Source organism: Rhizobium sp. WW_1 (assembly GCF_003610155.1).
In the GTDB taxonomy this organism is placed as follows: Bacteria; Pseudomonadota; Alphaproteobacteria; order Rhizobiales; family Rhizobiaceae; genus Rhizobium; species Rhizobium tropici_A.
Map to the genome: position 1 here is coordinate 187,429 of NZ_RAIN01000006.1, position 18,690 is coordinate 206,118.

Annotated in this window: 20 protein-coding genes; 6 read left to right on the forward strand and 14 right to left on the reverse strand. The window is 59.3% G+C overall.

Annotation, left to right across the window (positions count from 1 at the left end):
• Window positions 1–75: 75 nt before the first annotated feature.
• A complete protein-coding gene (locus BJ928_RS18970; RefSeq protein WP_047632088.1) occupies window positions 76–714 on the reverse strand; it encodes a DUF1236 domain-containing protein in 639 nt (212 codons plus the stop codon).
• Between the two features lie 247 nt (window positions 715–961).
• Between BJ928_RS18970 and BJ928_RS18975 the strand changes: the two genes are divergently transcribed.
• Complete coding sequence (locus BJ928_RS18975) at window positions 962–1,606, forward strand: MBL fold metallo-hydrolase (RefSeq protein ID WP_047632086.1); 645 nt, start codon at window positions 962–964, stop codon at window positions 1,604–1,606.
• Window positions 1,607–1,647: 41 nt separating this feature from the next.
• Here BJ928_RS18975 and BJ928_RS18980 read toward each other — a convergent pair whose 3' ends face one another.
• From BJ928_RS18980 to BJ928_RS19000, 5 genes are all read right to left on the reverse strand, one after another.
• Window positions 1,648–2,166: an AAA family ATPase gene (locus BJ928_RS18980; protein WP_047632085.1), complete on the reverse strand. Its 519-nt coding sequence runs from the start codon at window positions 2,164–2,166 to the stop codon at window positions 1,648–1,650.
• 250 nt (window positions 2,167–2,416) lie between these two features.
• Window positions 2,417–2,854 (reverse strand): BA14K family protein, encoded by a 438-nt coding sequence (locus tag BJ928_RS18985; RefSeq protein ID WP_047632083.1) that lies wholly within the window; start codon window positions 2,852–2,854, stop codon window positions 2,417–2,419.
• Window positions 2,855–3,003: 149 nt separating this feature from the next.
• Window positions 3,004–3,219, reverse strand: a complete 216-nt coding sequence (locus tag BJ928_RS18990) for a cold-shock protein (protein ID WP_004116423.1) — start codon at window positions 3,217–3,219, stop codon at window positions 3,004–3,006.
• A gap of 495 nt (window positions 3,220–3,714) precedes the next feature.
• On the reverse strand, window positions 3,715–4,605 hold the full coding sequence (locus tag BJ928_RS18995) for a DMT family transporter (RefSeq protein ID WP_047632080.1): 891 nt from the start codon (window positions 4,603–4,605) through the stop codon (window positions 3,715–3,717).
• 99 nt (window positions 4,606–4,704) lie between these two features.
• A complete protein-coding gene (locus BJ928_RS19000; protein WP_245432422.1) occupies window positions 4,705–5,850 on the reverse strand; it encodes a PQQ-dependent sugar dehydrogenase in 1,146 nt (381 codons plus the stop codon).
• Window positions 5,851–6,366: 516 nt separating this feature from the next.
• Between BJ928_RS19000 and BJ928_RS19010 the strand changes: the two genes are divergently transcribed.
• Window positions 6,367–7,569 carry a pyridoxal phosphate-dependent aminotransferase gene (locus BJ928_RS19010; RefSeq protein ID WP_047632074.1) on the forward strand — a complete coding sequence of 401 codons (1,203 nt, stop codon included), beginning with the start codon at window positions 6,367–6,369 and terminating at the stop codon, window positions 7,567–7,569.
• Between the two features lie 142 nt (window positions 7,570–7,711).
• Here BJ928_RS19010 and BJ928_RS19015 read toward each other — a convergent pair whose 3' ends face one another.
• Entirely contained in the window at window positions 7,712–8,815 is a 1,104-nt protein-coding gene (locus tag BJ928_RS19015) for a calcium:proton antiporter (protein WP_047632073.1), read from the reverse strand.
• Between the two features lie 229 nt (window positions 8,816–9,044).
• Between BJ928_RS19015 and BJ928_RS19020 the strand changes: the two genes are divergently transcribed.
• Complete coding sequence (locus BJ928_RS19020; RefSeq protein ID WP_047632072.1) at window positions 9,045–9,326, forward strand: DUF2188 domain-containing protein; 282 nt, start codon at window positions 9,045–9,047, stop codon at window positions 9,324–9,326.
• Here BJ928_RS19020 and BJ928_RS19025 read toward each other — a convergent pair.
• A complete protein-coding gene (locus BJ928_RS19025) occupies window positions 9,323–9,844 on the reverse strand; it encodes a GrpB family protein (protein ID WP_047632071.1) in 522 nt (173 codons plus the stop codon). The genes BJ928_RS19020 and BJ928_RS19025 overlap by 4 nt on opposite strands.
• Entirely contained in the window at window positions 9,841–10,758 is a 918-nt protein-coding gene (locus BJ928_RS19030) for a LysR family transcriptional regulator (RefSeq protein ID WP_183079428.1), read from the reverse strand. The genes BJ928_RS19025 and BJ928_RS19030 overlap by 4 nt, the downstream gene beginning before the upstream one ends.
• A 92-nt stretch (window positions 10,759–10,850) precedes the next feature.
• Between BJ928_RS19030 and BJ928_RS19035 the strand changes: the two genes are divergently transcribed.
• A complete protein-coding gene (locus BJ928_RS19035; RefSeq protein WP_047632069.1) occupies window positions 10,851–11,828 on the forward strand; it encodes an NAD-dependent epimerase/dehydratase family protein in 978 nt (325 codons plus the stop codon).
• A gap of 130 nt (window positions 11,829–11,958) precedes the next feature.
• Here BJ928_RS19035 and BJ928_RS19040 read toward each other — a convergent pair whose 3' ends face one another.
• From BJ928_RS19040 to trxB, 5 genes are all read right to left on the reverse strand, one after another.
• A complete protein-coding gene (locus BJ928_RS19040) occupies window positions 11,959–13,071 on the reverse strand; it encodes an alkene reductase (RefSeq protein ID WP_047632067.1) in 1,113 nt (370 codons plus the stop codon).
• 46 nt (window positions 13,072–13,117) lie between these two features.
• Complete coding sequence (locus tag BJ928_RS19045) at window positions 13,118–14,284, reverse strand: MFS transporter (protein WP_047632066.1); 1,167 nt, start codon at window positions 14,282–14,284, stop codon at window positions 13,118–13,120.
• A 2-nt stretch (window positions 14,285–14,286) separates the two neighbouring features.
• Window positions 14,287–14,580 carry a metalloregulator ArsR/SmtB family transcription factor gene (locus tag BJ928_RS19050; RefSeq protein WP_047632065.1) on the reverse strand — a complete coding sequence of 98 codons (294 nt, stop codon included), beginning with the start codon at window positions 14,578–14,580 and terminating at the stop codon, window positions 14,287–14,289.
• A 564-nt stretch (window positions 14,581–15,144) separates the two neighbouring features.
• On the reverse strand, window positions 15,145–16,041 hold the full coding sequence (locus BJ928_RS19055) for a LysR family transcriptional regulator VtlR (protein ID WP_015340580.1): 897 nt from the start codon (window positions 16,039–16,041) through the stop codon (window positions 15,145–15,147).
• Between the two features lie 23 nt (window positions 16,042–16,064).
• Window positions 16,065–17,039, reverse strand: a complete 975-nt coding sequence (gene trxB, locus BJ928_RS19060) for a thioredoxin-disulfide reductase (RefSeq protein WP_047632064.1) — start codon at window positions 17,037–17,039, stop codon at window positions 16,065–16,067.
• 238 nt (window positions 17,040–17,277) lie between these two features.
• Between trxB and BJ928_RS19065 the strand changes: the two genes are divergently transcribed.
• Both BJ928_RS19065 and BJ928_RS19070 read left to right on the forward strand, forming a co-directional pair.
• On the forward strand, window positions 17,278–17,745 hold the full coding sequence (locus BJ928_RS19065; RefSeq protein ID WP_047632063.1) for an Lrp/AsnC family transcriptional regulator: 468 nt from the start codon (window positions 17,278–17,280) through the stop codon (window positions 17,743–17,745).
• Between the two features lie 4 nt (window positions 17,746–17,749).
• The gene (locus tag BJ928_RS19070) at window positions 17,750–18,658 is read left to right on the forward strand and encodes a glycosyl transferase (RefSeq protein ID WP_047632062.1); all 909 of its coding nucleotides are present in this window, start codon (window positions 17,750–17,752) and stop codon (window positions 18,656–18,658) included.
• Window positions 18,659–18,690: the final 32 nt, after the last annotated feature.

The window sequence follows — 18,690 nt, forward strand, 5'->3', positions numbered from 1 at the left end:
GGAAATCCGTCATTGCGACATGCGGCGAGCCGGCCGCATGTCAATTTCGCCATGTTGTTCGGCCTTGCAGGCGAATCAGCGATAGACGTAGACGATCCGACGCGTGCCCGGATCGACCAGTACTGGCTGATGATTCACTTCGACATAGCTGTATTGATAATCGGGAATGCGGTGTACTTCCACGCTTTGCGGAACCGTGGCGCCGACCGCGAGATCTCCGCTCAGCTGAACCGTATCGACCGGATTGTCATCGATGTAGGTTCGGATCTCTTCAGGCGGGGTAATTGCGACGACCTCGCCGCCATTTTGATCGACCGAACCCAGTAACTGGTCGTTGGGACCAGGCTGAGCGGTTTCGACGCTGCCTGTTTTGATCGGGTCGGTCTGCTCATAGGTGATGGTTGGGATGCCGAGATCATCCCTGTGGTCCTGAACGACAACAGACGCGCCGTTCTGTTCCACGCTCAGATATTGCGCATAGACCCAGCCTCGCATGCCATTCACATCGACCCGGCACCAGCGGCTGCCTTCGACGCAGCCATCCAGCGTCGCTTCCGAACCGCGCGTGGCAACACCGACCGTCGGGAATTCCGCGCCCGGTCCGGAGCGAACTTCGATGTCGGTGGCGGTGGTTGCGGCCGTCTCGGCCTGGGCAAGGCCAGCGCTGCCGAGCAGGGCGAAGCTGGCGAGCAACAGGTTTCTTTTCAAGGACATTGGTTTTCTCCTTCTGTCTTGAAAGACGTATCCTCAACGCTTGCGGTGCTTCGGTGTTCCGATCTGATTGGCGTGAACATGCCTCCGTTCGAGAGGGAAATATAGTAACTGTCTGAAAATGAATGATTTTATAGAGCTTTGAGTGAATGATCTCCGGCGTCCATGCCGCTTCAGGACCGCAGGGGCTGTTTTGGCGGGCGTTTGCCGCTATACCGGCAGTACGACGATCCAACAGACGAGGCGCTCCATGGGCATGCTCCAGGCCGGCATCATTCCGGTGACCCCTTTTGAACAGAACTGCACCATCCTGTTCGATCCGGAGACGAAAGAAGGCGTGGTGGTCGATCCGGGCGGCGATGTCGACGTCATCCTGCAGACCGTGCGCGAGAACGGCATCACCTTGAAGGCGATCTGGCTGACGCACGGCCATATCGACCATGCCGGCGGCGCCGACGAGGTGCGCGAGGCGCTCGGCATCGAGGTGATCGGCCCGCATGAGGACGACCGCTTCCTGCTTGATGATATCGAGGCCAAGGGCAAGATGTTCAACATCAGCGGCGTGCGCAACGTTACGCCGGATCGCTTTCTGAAGGAGGGTGACAAGGTCTCTTTCGGCGAGCATGAATTCGAGGTTTTCCATTGCCCCGGCCATGCGCCCGGCCATGTCATCTATGTAAACCGGAAGCAGGGTTTTGCCCATCTCGGCGACGTGCTGTTCAACGGTTCGATAGGCAGAACCGATCTGCCCGGCGGCAATCACCAGCAACTGCTGGATTCGATCCGCGACAAGGTCTTTCCGCTCGGCGATGAAGTCGGCTTCATCTGCGGTCATGGTCCGGGCAGCCGGATCGGCGACGAGCGTCGCACCAATCCCTTCCTGCGCGGTCTATAAAGAAAGCGGGGGCGTTTGCCGGCGGTCATGTGGCCGCCTGCTCAGCACCTCGAGAGGATATCGTCGACGACGCGGGCGAGCGGTGCAGTGGCGTCGATCGCTATCGCGTTCCTCGGAATATCCGCTTGCGTTGCGTGCAGTTCCAGAATGACCTCGCGTTCTGCGGCCTTTCCGCCAAATTCGTCTTCCGGTCTGTCGGCAAGCCGGCGTTTCAGCGTTCCGACGTCGACATCGAGAACGAAGACCGCATCGAACAGATGAATAAAACGATGGAAGTTCCTGGAGCCACCGCAGAAAAAGGAGGCCGGATGGCTTCGATCGGCGGCAAGGGATTTGACTTTGTCGACATTCCAAAGATGGTGCTTGTGCCCGAAGGCCACATCCTGACTACGCTGCTCACGGGCAAAAGCATCCAGCGGTTCGCCCGTTTCCGGGTCGCCTTTGTAAGCCAGTTCCCGGTCGCCATGGATGACGTGGTAGCCGCGCTGCTGGAGCTCGGTCGCGACGGAGGTCTTGCCGGCTCCGGAAACGCCTTCGATCAGATAGTTCCTAATGCCCATGCCCAACCTCCGGAAAGTTTGCTCGCGCCGTCGCACGTGAGAGCAGCGGGCATATGGGGGAGGTGTGACAACGGCAAGACATTGTTGACGGAACATCTCGCTGAGAGTTTCGCGCGAATGCTCGCCTCTATCATGTCGCATCGAGTGATCGGGATGGCTGCCGTACGAACACTCTGCCGCGAAGCCTTTCTAAATACAGGCTTCGCGGCAGACAATACTTCAAACTTCAGACAGGAGCAGCGCTCGAAAATCAGTCTGCCGTGCAGAAATGACGCATGCCGTCAAAGCCGACATAGGTGCCGGAGCGACCGTCGAAGCTCCTGTAGCGGTCGTAGCAATAGCGCATCCATGCGGATGTCCACGGGCGCGGGCCGTATGCCGGCGGCGGCGCATAATAGCTGACGTCACGCTCGACGTAGACGCGGCGCGGCGGCGGGCGATAGTAATAGGCCGGGGGAGGTGCGTCGTAATCGGGATCGACATAGACCGGCGCCGGTTCGACATAGCGCGGTTGGCTGGCAATTGCGGAGCCGACGATCAGGCCGGTTGCGAGCCCGGCAGCGCCGAGCGCCCAACCATCACGGTCGCGATGGCGCCAATATTCATCGGCGGAAGCGGCGCTCATAGAAGTAACCGTCAATGCCGCGGCGACGGCGGACATGACAAGCGTTTTGCCGAGTATGGTCATTGGCCTATCCTCTCACGGGAGCGGGGCAACAATCATTCCCGCTCTTTGATGAGAGGCAAATTATACGCGGTTAACTGAATGCAGACTGAATGACAAAACCCGGCATTGCTGCCGGGCCCCAACTCGAATTTGATAGCCGTTAAGGTGTCTCAGCCAGCAATCTGCAGATTGACGGCCTTCGGTCCCTTGCCGCGACGATCCGGTTCCGTGTCGAAGCTTACCTTCTGGTTTTCCGACAATCCTGCCAGACCAGAAGCCTGAACTGCAGAAATGTGTACAAAGATGTCTGCACCACCCTTGTCCGGTTTAATGAAACCGAAGCCCTTATCGGTATTAAAAAACTTTACAGTGCCAGTCTCGGCCATGCCTCAGGTCCTTTTCTCTCTGCCCACCATCCACACGGGCAGCATTACTTGTGTTGCCCTTGCGGGCGCTTGCAGGCAGTTCTCGGAATTTGAAGGAAAAGGTCCCCGTAACTCGGCACGGTCTCGATGCGATGTTTGCCACCCCGCTTCTCGACCAGGCTGACCGGAATATTAGCGTTCCCGGAGCGCAATTCTATTAGGACTTCCCATGCTCTAAAAATGCCCGAACACTATTGAGAGTGCTGTGTTTAAAGGGAATTGGCAAGCAAAAGTTTTTTAACGTGGCACAACGGGCACAATACCGTAACGCGAATATGTTAAGGCGATTCGCAAATTTTCCCACTTTGAAACAAGTTTCTAAGGCTTTTGCATCGTTCGCGATATAGTTTTGGCGAAATTTTCCCAAATCCGCTGGGGTGAACGGCGGTTTTCGATTGTTGAAAAATTTCGGCAAGCCATATCGCCAAACGGCGAAAGCGCGCATTTCCGGCGTTTTTATGCTGTCGCGCCGCGCCGGCGTGTCAATTCCGGCACCAGTTCCACCGCCAGCATGGCCGCGAACATCAAGGCGCAGCCGGCATAACCGAGCGGACCGATGGTCTCGCCAAGCAGCAAAGCGCCGAGCGACGCGCCGAACAATGCCTCGGATGACAGGAAGATCGCCGCCTGGGGTGCGGTCGTATAACGCTGGCCGATGATCTGCAGCGCGAAAGCCAGGCCGGAGGAAAAGATGCCGACATAGAGGATCTCGCCAAGTGCGGCGCGGATGTTGGCCATGCTGATCGGCTCGATGGCGGCGGCAACCGCAAGCGCGAGGACGGCGGTGACGGCAAATTGCGTGGCGGAGATGCCGAGCGGCCGTCCGGTTTCGTTGACGGCGGAGCCGGCAAGCGTGATCTGTGCCGCCCAGAAGAGCGCGCAGATGACGGTCAGGAAATCGCCCGATGTCAGGCGCGAGAAGGAGCCGCCCGAGAGCAGGTAGATGCCGCAAAGCGCCATCAATGCCGCCGGCCAGATGACCCAGTGCGGCGAACGGCGCAGGAAGATAACCGCGATCAGCGGCACGAAGACCACGTAAAGGCCGGTAATGAAACTGGAATTCGTCACGGTCGTCGTCAGAAGGCCGAGCTGCTGCGTTGCCGCACCGCCGAAAAGAGCGATGCCGATGAGCAGGAAGGAGAGCCAGTTGCGGGATGTCAGCGGCTTCGCCGCCTTCCTCTTTTCCATCCAGACGAAAGGCAGGACGACCATGGTGGCCACGGCGAATCTGAGGCCGATGAACCAAAAGGGCCCGATCGCCTTCATGGCTGTCGATTGCGCAACGAAACCGCCGCCCCAGATCGCGGCGGCAAGCAACAACAACAAATTCGCCTGTATGCGAGACATCTGCATCCTGCGGGAAGGGGAGGAAAGGGTGAGGCGACCGTTAGCAGCTGCTTTTGCTTGCGGCAAGGGCGAAAGCTGCCCGACACGGAGGGCAAGGGGCTAGTCTGCGGCTCTCGAAACCCTCAAGAGCGCGCCGTTGTTTTCGTCCGTCGTGATCAGCAGTGCGCCGTCGGGCGCGACCGCGATGTCTCGCAACCGGCCGAATTTGCCGTCGAACATGCGTTCCTGCTCGGTGATCTTGCCCTTGTCGTCCTGGTTCAGCCGCGACAGCAGCTCGAACTTCAGTGCAGTCACCAGGAATTGGCCGTTCCATTCGGGAAACATCTTGCCGCGATAGACGACGATGGCGCCGGGCGCGATCGAAGGGTCCCAATAGAAGCGGGGCTGCTCCATACCCGCTTTCGCTGTGCCGATACCGATCTTCGTGCCGTTGTAATTGACGCCGTAGGAAATGACCGGCCAGCCATAATTCTTGCCGGCTTCGGGCGTGTTGATCTCGTCGCCGCCCTTGGCGCCGTGCTCGACCGTATAGAGCCTGTTCGTCGCGCTGTCGAAGGTGATGCCCTGCGGATTGCGATGGCCTTTCGACCAGATTTCGGGCAAGGCATGCTTGCCGTCCTTGAAGGGATTGTCGGCGGGGATGCCGCCATCGGCGTCGATATGGATGATGGCTCCGGCATCATCGTGAAAATCCTGGGCGCGGTCCTGCTGGCCGCGATCGCCTAGGCCGACGAAGAGGCTGCCGTCACGGGCAATCGCGATGCGCGAACCATACTGGATGTTGCCGCGCGACAGCTTGTTCATCAGGAAAATGCGCTTCACGTCGGTCAGCTGCTTTTCGTCCGGCGATAGTCGGGCGCGAAAAACGACCGTGCCGCTTCCGTCGCTACCCGCCACCGAGGCCGTGAAATAGAGCGTTCGACTGCTGGAGAATTTCGGGTCGAGCTCAACATCGAGCAGGCCGCCCTGGCCGTGCGAATAGACTGCAGGCACGCCGGAAATCGGAGCTGAGATCCTGCCATCACGGACAATTCGCATGCGGCCCGGGCGCTCGGTCACGAGGTAGGCGCTGTCCGGCAGCACGTCGACCGCCCACGGATGTTCGAGCCCGGTTGCTATCGTCTCGACCTTGACGTCCACCTTTTGCGTCTTGATGGTCACCGCAGGTTCGGCGAGTGCCGACGTTGCCGTCAGCAGCGCGCAAGCCACGAAGGCGATCGAACATCCCATTCCTACAGTGCGCATCCATGCGACCTCCCATTGCCCCGTTTTCGCAAGGTGGGGCCGTTCGATTGCCGTTCAAGGCTCATCGCGGAGCCGATAACGTCTTTGTGTTCTCGTCTCCGGTGCAAGGAGGCTTTTCGGATATTTCGATCCCGTCTGCCGAAGGTGGGCTTTGCCGAGCAAGGGGCGTCGAGCTCCTGGCGCAAGGGGCGGCAACGGGAGAAGCCCCTGATCTGCCTTCGAAATTTCAAAGCACTTCAGATCTTGATTCAGGCGCTTCGCGTGATGATTCAAGTTCTGATGGAGTGCTGGTGCCTGACGACGATCGATCCGGCCGGGCAAAATGAAGCATTCAGGCTCGCAAGCCGGCTTCTAGCCGGATCAGGAGCGCCTCCATGCATGGCCCGGAAAGCCATGAAATAAAGCCACTGTGACGCCTTTGTGCTTGAAACGTCGGCCCATATTCGACATAGAGCTTAGCGCAGAGAACTGGTCCACAGGCTTTCTGCCAATTTCAACCGAATAGGACCGATCACCATGGCCTTTCTTGCCGACGCTCTTTCCCGTGTAAAGCCTTCTGCCACCATCGCCGTTTCCCAGAAAGCGCGCGAGTTGAAAGCAAAAGGACGCGACGTGATCGGCCTCGGCGCCGGTGAGCCCGATTTCGATACGCCTGATAATATCAAGACGGCCGCCATCGACGCGATCAATCGCGGCGAGACGAAGTACACGCCGGTTTCCGGCATTCCGGAACTGCGCAAGGCGATCGCCGCCAAGTTCAAGCGCGAGAACAATCTCGACTATACGTGGGAGCAGACGATCGTCGGCACCGGCGGCAAGCAGATCCTGTTCAACGCCTTCATGGCGACGCTGAACCCGGGCGATGAAGTCATCATCCCGACGCCTTACTGGGTTTCCTACCCGGAAATGGTGGCGCTGTGCGGCGGCACGCCGGTTTTCGTCGCGACGACGCAGGCCAATAACTTCAAGCTGCAGCCGGCAGATCTCGAGAAGGCGATCACGCCGAAGACGAAGTGGTTCATGTTCAACTCGCCGTCCAACCCGTCGGGCGCCGCCTACTCGCATGCCGAACTGAAGGCGCTGACGGACGTGCTGGTCAAGCATCCGCATGTCTGGGTCCTGACCGACGACATGTACGAGCACCTGACCTATGGCGAGTTCAAGTTCGCCACGCCGGTCGAAGTCGAGCCGAGCCTCTATGACCGCACGCTGACGATGAACGGCGTGTCGAAGGCTTACGCGATGACCGGCTGGCGTATCGGCTATGCCGCCGGCCCGCTGCAGCTCATCAAGGCCATGGACATGATCCAGGGTCAGCAGACCTCTGGCGCGACCTCGATCGCTCAGTGGGCTGCCGTCGAGGCCCTGAATGGCACGCAGGATTTCATTCCGCAGAACAAGAAGATCTTCGAAGGTCGCCGCGACCTCGTTGTCTCGATGCTGAACCAGGCAAAGGGTCTTGCCTGCCCGGTTCCGGAAGGCGCCTTTTACGTCTACCCGTCCTGCGCCGGCCTGATCGGCAAGACGGCTCCGACCGGCAAGGTCATCGAGACGGATGAAGACTTCGTGTCAGAGCTGCTGGAATCGGAAGGCGTTGCCGTTGTCCACGGTTCGGCTTTCGGCCTCGGTCCGAACTTCCGCATCTCCTATGCGACCTCGGAAGAGTTGCTCGAAGAAGCTTGCCGCCGCATCCAGCGCTTCTGCGCAGCCTGCAAGTAAGCGGCCAACGGTAACTTACATGGAAAGCCCGCCAGAAATGGCGGGCTTTTTCCTTTTCGGATTGCCGGTTGCGGCTTCATCAACTGATTCAAGCGCTTCGCAATTTGATTCTGCCAGCTGGCGCAAGTCCTTGAAATTGGAGTCAAAGGCCGAGCGCCGTCAGCATGATGAAGGTGGCGAAGAGGATGAAATGGGTCATGCCTTCGATGGCGTTGGTTTCGCCGTCGTTGAGGTTGATGGCCGCGACGATGAGCGTGATCATCACCATAACGGTCTGCACCGGCGACATGGCCATGATGAAGGGCTGGCCGGTATAGAGCGCGACCGCCTCCATGACCGGCACGGTCAGGATGACTGTCGAGAGCGAGGCGCCAAGCGCGATGTTGACCGTCGCCTGCATGCGGTTTCTGAGGGCTGCGCGCAGCGCCGTCAGGATTTCCGGCGCTGCCGAGATGGCGGCGACGACGATGGCCGCGATGGCGGGCGGTGCGCCCGTACCCCTGAGGCCGGTATCCATGAAGGCCGACATGAATTCCGCCAAAGCGCCGATCAGCACGACGCCGATCAGGATCGTCACGATCGAGGTGGTCGTCGATTCCTCCTCGTGATGCTCCTCAGCCTCGGCGGCTGCGAGTTTCTTTTCCGTGCGTGGATAGCTGTAGCTGAAGAAATAGCTGTGCCTGCCGACCTGCATGCGCAGGAACAATGCGTAAAGCGCGATCATCGCGACGATGGTGAAGGCGGAATAATAGTGCCATTTCGCATTGGGAATGAATTCGGGAACGATCATCGAAATGCCCATGGCGGTCAGGATCATCACGCCATAGGTCCGGCTGGAATCGTCGTTGTAGGGCTGCTCGCCATGCTTCAGCCCGCCGAGAAGGGCGGCGAGACCGAGAATGCCGTTGATGTCGAGCATGACGGCGGCGTAGATCGTATCGCGCACCAGCGTTGGCGAACTCTCGCCACTCATCATGATGGCAAGGATGATCACTTCGACGGCAACCGCCGACAAGGTGAGGATCATCGTGCCGTAGGGGTCTCCGACCTTGACGGCGAGGGTCTCTGCATGGTGGGCGACACGCATGGACGCCAGTACAATCGTTGCGATCAATGCCGCGACTGCGACCATTGATGCGGTCTGCCCCATTTCCAGTATCGAATGCTCGCCGACATAGGCAATAACGGCAATTGCCAGAGCCACGAACAGGGCTTTTTCCTGCTTAAACCATTTCGCTGTGAACACTTTCCCCACCTTTGCGCCGATTCACGGTTGCACTCTAGAGCAAGGGTTTCGCACATCAAGCTCGTGACGAAGAGGGCGAAATTTGCAGTTAACGCCGTTTAATGGAATACTGCGCGCATAGGTCTGCCCAACCACAATGCCGCGGCATCCTCGAATCCGTCTCAGATGCACGCGATCCCGCCGGCAACGTCCGGTCAAAAGGTCTTGGCAGATGAGAAGGAGGGTTTGAATGGTCAAGGTCGTTTACGAAATCGTACCGCATGACGGTGGGTGGGCTTATCGTTTCCGAGACGTCTATTCGGAAGCGTTTCCGACGCATTCCGAGGCGGTGGAGGCAGCCAGGATCGTCGCGGCTGAACAGCAGGTCGGAGGCGACTCGGCTGAGATCAGCTGGCAGGATGAAGGCGGCAAATGGCATGAGGAATATGCCGATGGTGGCGACCGCCCGGAAACCGAGGTCATTGACGGCCAGATGCGTTTCCCGCCGGTGGATACTGCTCCCGGCGCCTAGGGCCGCTTTGGATTGCCTGCCTTTTCGATGATCGCGTCGATGAAGGGACGCTTCTCGGCGGTGTAGCGATCGCCGTCATGCCGATGGATTTCGGCAAGTTTCAGCTTCAGTTTCGCATAGGCTACCGCTTCAGCCGGGTGCGCGCGAAGATAATTCCGAAAGATCATCCTGCGTTCGTGTGTCTGGTTGTTCGGCGGGCAAAGATAGACACGTTCCGGCGGCTGGCTGTCGCGCATCATAAAAGCCCAGACATCGTCGTCATACCGATTTCCGCGTGGCTCGTAATTCTGTTCCAGAAGAATTTGTGTCGCTGCCGAAATGTCGGCGGAGTTGCGCAGGATGATGTCGACATCGATCAGCGGCTTTGCAGCGATGCCGGGAATGGACGTGCTGCCGATATGCTCGATCGTCACGACAAAGGGGGCTAGCAACCGTTGCAGCTTGTCTCGGATACGTTCGAAGTCCTGCGGCCAGTTCGGGTCGTATGGCGCCAGCTCCACTGCCGTTCCGCCGATCATGATCGTCCGTCCGTATCGCTTCCCTTGATGTATTCAAGCAATCCCGCAACGAGCGCGTCGAATGTCACGCGGCAGCGTGGCGATGTCTTGAGGTTCTCGTGCATCACGACCCAGGTATCCAGCCGTATTTCCACTTCCGGCAGTATGCGTACGAGATTCGGATCGCGTCGCGCCAGCGGAATGTGGCAGAAGCCGACGCCGATGCCGGCGCGCAGGGCATTCTGCAGTGCGGTGCTGTGATCGGATCGGAAGTTGAAGAGGATGCCCTCCAGGAAGGGATAACGCTTCATCATGGTCCGGATATAGGCGGTCTGGCGGTCGAAACCGATCAATCTGTGCCGACGGCGCAAATCCTCGATCGTTTCGGGTTTGCCGTAGCGCTCGACGTAGCTGTGATGGGCAAAGAGCCCGAGAGGAATGATGCCGATGTACCGGGCCAGCAAGGCTTCCTGTGCCGGCGCAACCATGCGCACTGCTATATCGGCCTCGCGCTGCAACAGGTCTTCCACGACGTCGGAGGCGGACAGCTCGACGACCAGGTCGGGATATCTTGCCTGAAGTGCGGCAAGGATCGGCGGCAGCACCTCGGTTCCGATGACTTCGCCGGCGCTGATGCGTACCGTGCCGCCGACCTTGTCCTTCGAGCCGGAGGCGGCCCGCAACAGGGAGGCGGCCGTGCTCGCCAGCGTTTCGGCATAGGGTTTCAGAATGAGGGCGGCATCCGTCGGCAAAAGGCCTTGTTGCGAACGCGTGAACAGTTCGGCACCGACCGATTGTTCCAATGCATCGATATGACGGCCGACCGTCGGCTGCGTCAGGCCGAGTTCGCGTGCCGCCGCCGACAGCGAGCCGTGCTCCAGCACGGCAAGGAAAGTGCGATAGAAATCCCAGCTTGGTTCAGAATTCGATATCATACATTTATGTATAGCATATGCAGATTTTTCGGCAATTTCGTTTATTGCGAGAGCGAGGCATAGTCAGCCCATCGAACCAGATGGAGACGACCATGAGCAGCCAGACAGAAAATGCGAAAACCGCTTTGATACTCGGAGCGACCGGCGGCATCGGCGGTGCCGTTGCCCAGGGGCTTGCAGCCCGCGGCTGGCACATCCGGGCATTAACGCGTGATGTGGCGCAAGCGGCTCACCGCCAGCCGGACTTCGACTGGATCGAAGGCGATGCCATGCTGGTCGGGGATGTATTGAAGGCTGCGGCCGGAGCTGAAGTCATCGTACATGCCGTCAATCCTCCGGGCTATCGCAACTGGGGACAGCTGGTATTGCCGATGCTGGATAACACGATTGCGGCGGCGAAGGCCGTCGGCGCACGGATCGTACTCCCCGGCACGGTCTATAATTTCGGTCCCGATGTTTTCCCGAATGTCACGGAAGACAGCGCGCAACGGCCGAAGACGCGCAAGGGCGCGATCCGCGTGCAGATGGAGCGGCGCCTGAGGGCGGCGGCCGAACAGGGCGATACTCCTGTTATCATCGTTCGTGCCGGCGATTTCTTCGGTGGATCGCGTGCCAATAGCTGGTTCTCGCAGGCCATGGTCACGCCGGGCAAGCCGGTCAGCACCATTACCTATCCTGGCAGGGCCGGTCTCGGGCACCAATGGGCTTACCTGCCGGATGTTGCCGAAACGATGATCCGGTTGATCGAAAAGGGCGACGAGCTGCCTGCTTTCGCCGTGTATCACATGCGTGGCCACTGGGATGGCGATGGCAGGCAAATGATCGATGCCGTGCGGCGGGTTCTTGGGCATGCGGTGAAAGTCAAGGCGTTTCCCTGGATCATAGTGCCGTTGGCCGCACCCTTCGTTCCGTTCATGCGGGAGCTGCGTGAAATGAGCTATCTCTGGAAGGTGCCGCTGGAGATGAGAAACGACAAGCTGGTGGCCGTGCTCGGCGAAGAGCCTCATACGCCGATCGACGAGGCTGTGCGGAGCAGTCTGGCGTCGATCGGTTGCCTGCCGGCAGCATGAGGCGGCCCCCGGCAGGCCTGCGATAGGCGCAAGCTCGCTCGGCTCGGCCCGTTTGATACGACAAGGAAAGCCCTCGCAAAATGGTTGCGAGGGCTCTTCGTTGAAAGGAAAACTGGCTGAAGAGCCTGAATCAGGCCGCTTCGTCGAGCATCGGATAGTCGGCATAACCTTTAGCGCCGCCGCCATAGAGCGTCGTTTGATCCCATTGGGCGAGTGGCGCGTTTTCCTTCAGGCGACGGACGAGATCCGGGTTTGAAATGAACGGCTTGCCGAAGGCAACGACATCGGCCTTGCCGCTTTCGACGGCGTCGATGGCCATCTCGCGGGTATAGGCATTGTTGACCATCCAGCCGGCCTTGCCGCCTGCGGCCTTATAGGCTGCGTGCAGGGCTTCGTAGTCGAAGGGCAGGAAGTCGCGCTTGCCGCCGGTCTGGCCCTCGACGACATGGATATAGGCGAGGCCGTATTTCGCCAGGCCTTCAACCACCTTGGTAAAGAGTGGCTGCGGCGCCGGGTCACTTGCGTCATTGGATGGCGTGACCGGGGAAATGCGGATCGCCGTGCGGCCGACACCGATTTCCTTCGTGACGGCATCGAGCACCTCGAAAAGGAAGCGGGAACGATTTTCGATCGAGCCGCCATATTGGTCCGTGCGGTCGTTGATATCGCTGCGCAGGAACTGGTCGATCAGATAGCCGTTGGCGGCGTGGACTTCGACGCCATCGAAGCCGGCATCTATCGCGGCGCGGGCAGCCTTGCGATAATCTTCGATGATGCCCGGGATTTCCGAGGCCTCGAGGGCGCGGGGTTCGGAAACGTCGGCAAAGCCGCCGCTGCCGTCACTGTTGACGAGGTAGGTCTTCGCGGTTTCAGCGCGCTTGGAGGTGGAAGATACCGGCTTGCCGCCGTTCGGCTGCAGGGTCGTATGGGAGATGCGGCCGACATGCCACATCTGCACGACGATCTTGCCGCCGTTGGCATGTACAGCATCCGTCACCCTCTTCCAGCCATCGAGCGCTTCCTTGCTGTAGAGGCCGGGGACATTGGCATAGCCCTGGCCCTGATGGGTGATTGCCGTCGCTTCGGTGATGATCAGGCCGGCGGTTGCGCGCTGGGCATAATATTTAACGTTCAGATCGTTCGGCACGGCATTCGGTGAGCGGTTACGCGTGAGCGGCGCCATGACGATGCGGTTGGCGATGGAAATATCGCCCAGCTTCGTCGGTTCGAACAGTTTGGTCATTGGGATAGTCCTTTCTATGGGGGAGAAGAAGGAGGGAAGGAAAGCCTCAGGGCGAGGTGAGCACTTCGTCTTTGGGACGTATGGCGACAAAGGTCAGCATGACTGTCAGGAAGCCGAGGATTGCCATGGCCGAGCCGGCGAGCGGCACCTGAGCCAGGGAAAAGCCCTCGTCGATGACAACGCCGCCAATCCAGGCGCCAAGCGCATTGCCGGTGTTGAAGGCGCCGATGTTGATCGTGGATACGAGGTTCGGCGCGTCCTTGCCGAAGTTGACGACATTGATCTGCAATGCCGGTACAGCTGCGAAAGCTGCGGCAGCCCACAGGAAAAGCGTGATCTCGGCGCCGATGAGCGAGTGGATGGTGATGCTGAAGATCGCCGAGGTCACGGCAATTGCCAGGAAGACGCCGGCAAGCGTGGTGCCAAGGCGCCAGTCCGCGAGCTTGCCGCCGATCAGATTGCCGATCGTCAGGCCGACGCCGATCGACAGCAGTGTCCAGGTCACCGTCTCGGGCGAGACGCCGGTGACATCACGCAGCATCGGAGCGATATAGGTAAAGAGTGCGAACATCGCGGCCGAGAAGAACACGGTTGTCAGCAATGCCAGCCAGAGGCCAAGGCCACGCAGTGCGGCGATTTCACGGCCAAGGCTGCCTTCGCGAGCTTCCTCATTCTTGGGCAGCACGGCGACGAGACCGGCGATCGAGGCGACGCCGAGCAGTGTCACGATCCAGAACGGCGCGCGCCAGCCAAAGGCCTGACCGAATGCCGTGCCGAGCGGAACGCCAAGCACATTGGCGAGCGTCAGGCCGGTGAACATCAGGGCGACGGCGCGGGCCTTGCGATCCTCGGCCACGAGGCTCGCCGCAACCACCGAGCCGATGCCGAAAAACGCGCCATGGCAAAGTGCTGTCACGATACGGGCAATCATCAGGACCCAGTAATTGGGAGCGATAGCGCAGAGAAGATTGCCGAGAATAAAGAAACCCATCAGCATGATGAGTGCCGAGCGTCTGCGCAGATGCGCTGTCGAGACCGCCATGATCGGCGCGCCGATCGCAACCGCCAGCGCATAACCGGTGACGAGCCAGCCGGCTTGGGGAATGGTGACGGACAGGTCGGAAGCCACTTCCGGCAGCAGTCCCATGATGACGAATTCTGTCGTGCCGATGGCGAAGGAGCTGAGGGCAAGGACGAGGAGCGCAAGAGGCATCGTCACAGCTCCTTCTGCATGGCCGCGAGGAATTCGGCGATCGTTTCCTCATTGCGTTTGTAGAAAATCCACTGGCCGAGGCGCCGGGTGGTCACCAGTCCGGCCCGATGCAGCGTACTGAGATGGGCTGAGACCGTCGACTGCGACAGGCCGCAGCGTTCGAACTGGCTCGCGCAGACGCCCAGCTCCAGAGGATGTTCCTGGGTCGGGAAATGTGTGTGTGGATCTTTCAGATGATTGAGGATTTCCAGTCGAGCCGGGTTGGCCAGCGCTTTCAATATCTCGTTCTTGTCCATGGCGTTCACCGCATGAATATCGAATAATTTCGATTTATGTATCGATGGTTTTCGATATATCAAGAGCGGCGCAAGATATTATTTTCTGCAAGGCAGCTGGAGCGCGTGCTTAGAAATTGGGCAAAAAAAGAGGGCCACCGGTATAAACCAGGGCCCTTATAGGTGTGAAGGTCAAAACCTCCAGAGGGGAACAGCCAATGCGGTGGAACTGGGAGGAAAAGCCACCATGTGCATCAGCTGTGTGCGTTATGATGCTAATTTGTGCAGTGCGCAATGCTTTTTTGTGCATGGCAGTTATGCGTTTGCAAAGCGAGCTTCAAAAGGGCAAAAAAAAGGGCCGCCGGAGTAAACCAGGGCCCTATAGGTATGAAGGTCAAAAACCTCCAGAGGGGAACAGCCAATGCGGTGGAACTGGGAGGAAAAGCCACCGTGTGCATCAGCTATTAGCGATATGGTAGTTAAATGTGCAGGCTTCAACTCTGTTTTGTGCATATCAGCTATGCGTCATATGCGTGGCTGATATACTAGTGCTAAAAAGAGTTCGTTATCAGTGACTTACCTTCGTCAGAAATTCCAGTTACGGGCCTTGGCGACGATAAAATCACGAAAAACCTTGAGCTTAGCTGCGTTTTTCATTTCATCGGGATAGCAGAAATATGTGTCGAAGGACGGCACATCCGCGTTGATCGCGAGCTGAATGAGACCTGGGTCGCGGCCGACGATGTAGTCCGGCAGCACGGCGATGCCGATGCCGAGCAGGCAGGCGCGCTTGATCGAGGTCTGGCTGTTGATCTGCAGATGCGGCGCGCGCTTGTTGTCCGACGACCTGCCGGCGATCTCCAGCCAGTTAACGTCGAGAAGGTAGTTCGGTGCCGGTTCGCCGAAGCTGATGATGCGATGCTCGTCCAGATCCTCCACCGACTGCGGCTCGCCGTAGCGGTTGATATAGGAGGGGGCGGCATAGACGTGCATGTGCACGGTGAAGAGCTTGCGCTGGATGAGATCCGATTGCTGCGGCTGACGCAGGCGAATGGCGCAATCCGCATGGCGCATGTTCACGTCCAGTTCCTCGTTGTCGAGGATCAGCTGGATCGACATGTCAGGATAAAGCTGGAGGAATTCCTGGATCTTGTCCGTCAGCCAGCCCTGGCCGAGACCGACCGTCGTCGTCACGCGCAGCTTGCCGCTCGGCTTGTCGGTCGTTTCGGTCAATTGCATCTTGACCGTTTCGAGCTTCAGCAGAACGTCGTGGGCCGTGCGATAGAGCAGCTCACCCTGTTCGGTCAGGATGAGGCCGCGCGCATGGCGATGGAAGAGTTTTATACCGACATCCTGCTCGAGAGCGCTGACCTGTCGGCTGATGGCGGATTGGGACAAATGCAATTTGTCGGCCGCGTGCGTGAACGAACCCGCTTCGGCAGCCGCGTGAAAGATACGCAGCTTGTCCCAATCCAATGGCATGCCGTTTCCCCTCATCGGCTGCATCACTCCGCAGCCACGGCGACGGGCATGTGCCCGGTCAGGTAGCGTTCCGCTTCAAGCGCGGCCATGCAGCCCATCCCCGCTGCCGTGATCGCCTGCCGGAACGTATCGTCGGTCACGTCACCGGCTGCATAGATGCCCTCGACGTTTGTCGCGGTCGAATCCGGTGCGGTCCAGAGATAACCATTATCCTTCAGTTTTAGCTTGCCCTTGAACAGCTCGGTCGCCGGGGCATGACCGATGGCGACGAAGACGCCGTCGATCGGCAGTTCGGTGATGGCGCCGGTGCGCGCATCGCGCAGGCGGGCACCCGTGACCGATGGCGGCATCGGTGGCTTGGCCGGCGTACCGGTGATCTCGGCAACCTCGGTGTTCCAGAGAATCCTGACGTTTGCCTTGGCAAACAGGCGTTCCTGCAGGATTTTTTCCGAGCGGAAGGTATCGCGGCGATGCACGACGGTTACCGACTTGGCGATGTTGGACAAATAGAGTGCTTCCTCGACGGCACTGTTGCCGCCGCCCACTACGATCACGTCCTTGTTGCGATAGAAGAAGCCGTCGCAGGTGGCGCAGGCGGAAACGCCGAAGCCCTGGAAGTGCTGTTCACTCTCGATCCCAAGCCACTTGGCCTTGGCGCCGGTGGCGATGATGAGCGTATCGGCGGTCCAGACCTGGCCGCTGTCGGTGTGAGCGACGAAAGGACGTTTGCTGGTATCGACTTCGGTCACGAGGTCGTTGACGATCTCCGCGCCGACATGCTGGGCTTGCTGAAGCATCTGCTCCATCAGCCACGGACCCTGGATCGGATCGGCAAAACCGGGATAGTTTTCGACATCCGTCGTGATCATCAGCTGGCCGCCCTGTTCGAGACCGGCGATCAGAACCGGCTGCAGCATGGCGCGCGCAGCGTAAACCGCGGCGGTATAGCCGGCTGGGCCGGAGCCGATGATGAGCACCTTTGTATGGCGGGCAGGCATAGTCAGTCCTTTCAATTTCGGCGATTTGGAAACCGCGGCTTCAAGCGCGCAAAGCCGGCGATTTCGCGATCCGCTGCTTCATTTATGATTGCCTTATGCATTTATTCAAGGGCAGCCTTGCATTACACACAGAGCAAATCTGGTTTGTGTAAGAATCAGTTACGCTAGAGAAACTTTCTTGCGTATTTTCTCGCCTTATATAGAAGCTGGCGAGGGGGAATTAAAGAAAGGCTAAAAAGTGCTTCGCGCTGAGCTCGATGCCATCGATATCAAGATTCTGCGGGAACTCCAGCGGGACGGACGCATGACCAACGTCGAACTCGCTGACAGGGTCGGCATTTCGGCGCCGCCGTGCCTGCGCCGGGTGCGCAAGCTGGAAGAGGCGGGTGTCATCGAAGGCTATCACGCCATGTTGAACAGCCCGAAACTGGGCTTCGATCTCGTGGCATTCTGCATGGTCGGCCTCAAGCATCAATCGGAGGCCAATCTCAAGGCCTTTGCCGGTGCGACCGCAGCTTGGCCACTCGTTCGACAAGCCTGGATGGTATCGGGCGACAGTGATTTCTTGTTGCACTGCGTTGCGGAAAATCTCACCCGCTTTCAGGATTTCGTCATCGAAGTTCTGACGGCGAATGAACATGTGGACACCGTGCGTACCATGCTGACCATCCGGCAAGTCAAGAAGCTCGGGCTGGTGGAGCTCTGAGCGCATGGCGGATCGCCCATGGCATCGGTCGCTGATCAAGTCCGGCGTGCGCCTTTTTCTGGGCGGCTCGCGGGCTCATGCGCAAGATTGGTTCCCGGGGCTTAGCATCGTCCGCAGCCAAAGCGTCAGCGAGGTGCATTATCGCGGCGCCAAGATCGCCAGCCTTGCCGGCATGGACCGGCTGCGCGAACGCTCGGGCGAAACCATCTATATCGTCGGCTCCGGCCCTTCGATTCGCAATTGCGATCTGAGCGAGCTTGAGCCCCGGAGCGCCATTCTTCTGAACGGTGCAGTTCGCCTGAGCGGCGAGCGGATCGGCGAGCCGCTGGCGGTTGCGGTCGAGGATGAGCGCTTCGTTTGGCGGCATGGCGATACGATGCGCAAGAAGATCGCGCCTGGGTCTCTGTGTCTGCTGTCCGTTGCCGTATTGCGTGCGCTTTGCGAGATCGACAAAGGCTGGCTGGCGGACAAGACGATCATCCTGATCGACGATATCCGCAAACCCTATGGCGCCCATCGCCGCTCGGTCGACGATCTCAAGAAGCTGCAATATGTGCGCCTGAACGGGACAGGCTCCGCGGGCTTCTCGCTTTCACCGGACCGGGGCGTGTTCCTGGGCGGATCTGTCGCCGTATCAGCGCTGCAGTTTGCCCTCTATTGCGCGCAAGATAAGGTCGGCTTTCTCGGGATCGATATCTCCAATGCGCGAGAGCCGCGCTTTTACGAAGATCACCGTGCCACTGCTTTCTCCGGTATCGCGCGAGCGGAGGGACGCATCATAGAACATTTGGTGCTTGCCCGGCAGATTGCCGCGGAGCGTCGCGTCTCCTTCGTCAACTATTCCCCCATTTCGGCGCTGCTGAAATATGATTTCGGCTATGATGACAGGTTTGCCCTCCCTTCGAAGGCGTGAGACGCGCCGCTATGGCCAGGGATCGGCTATCG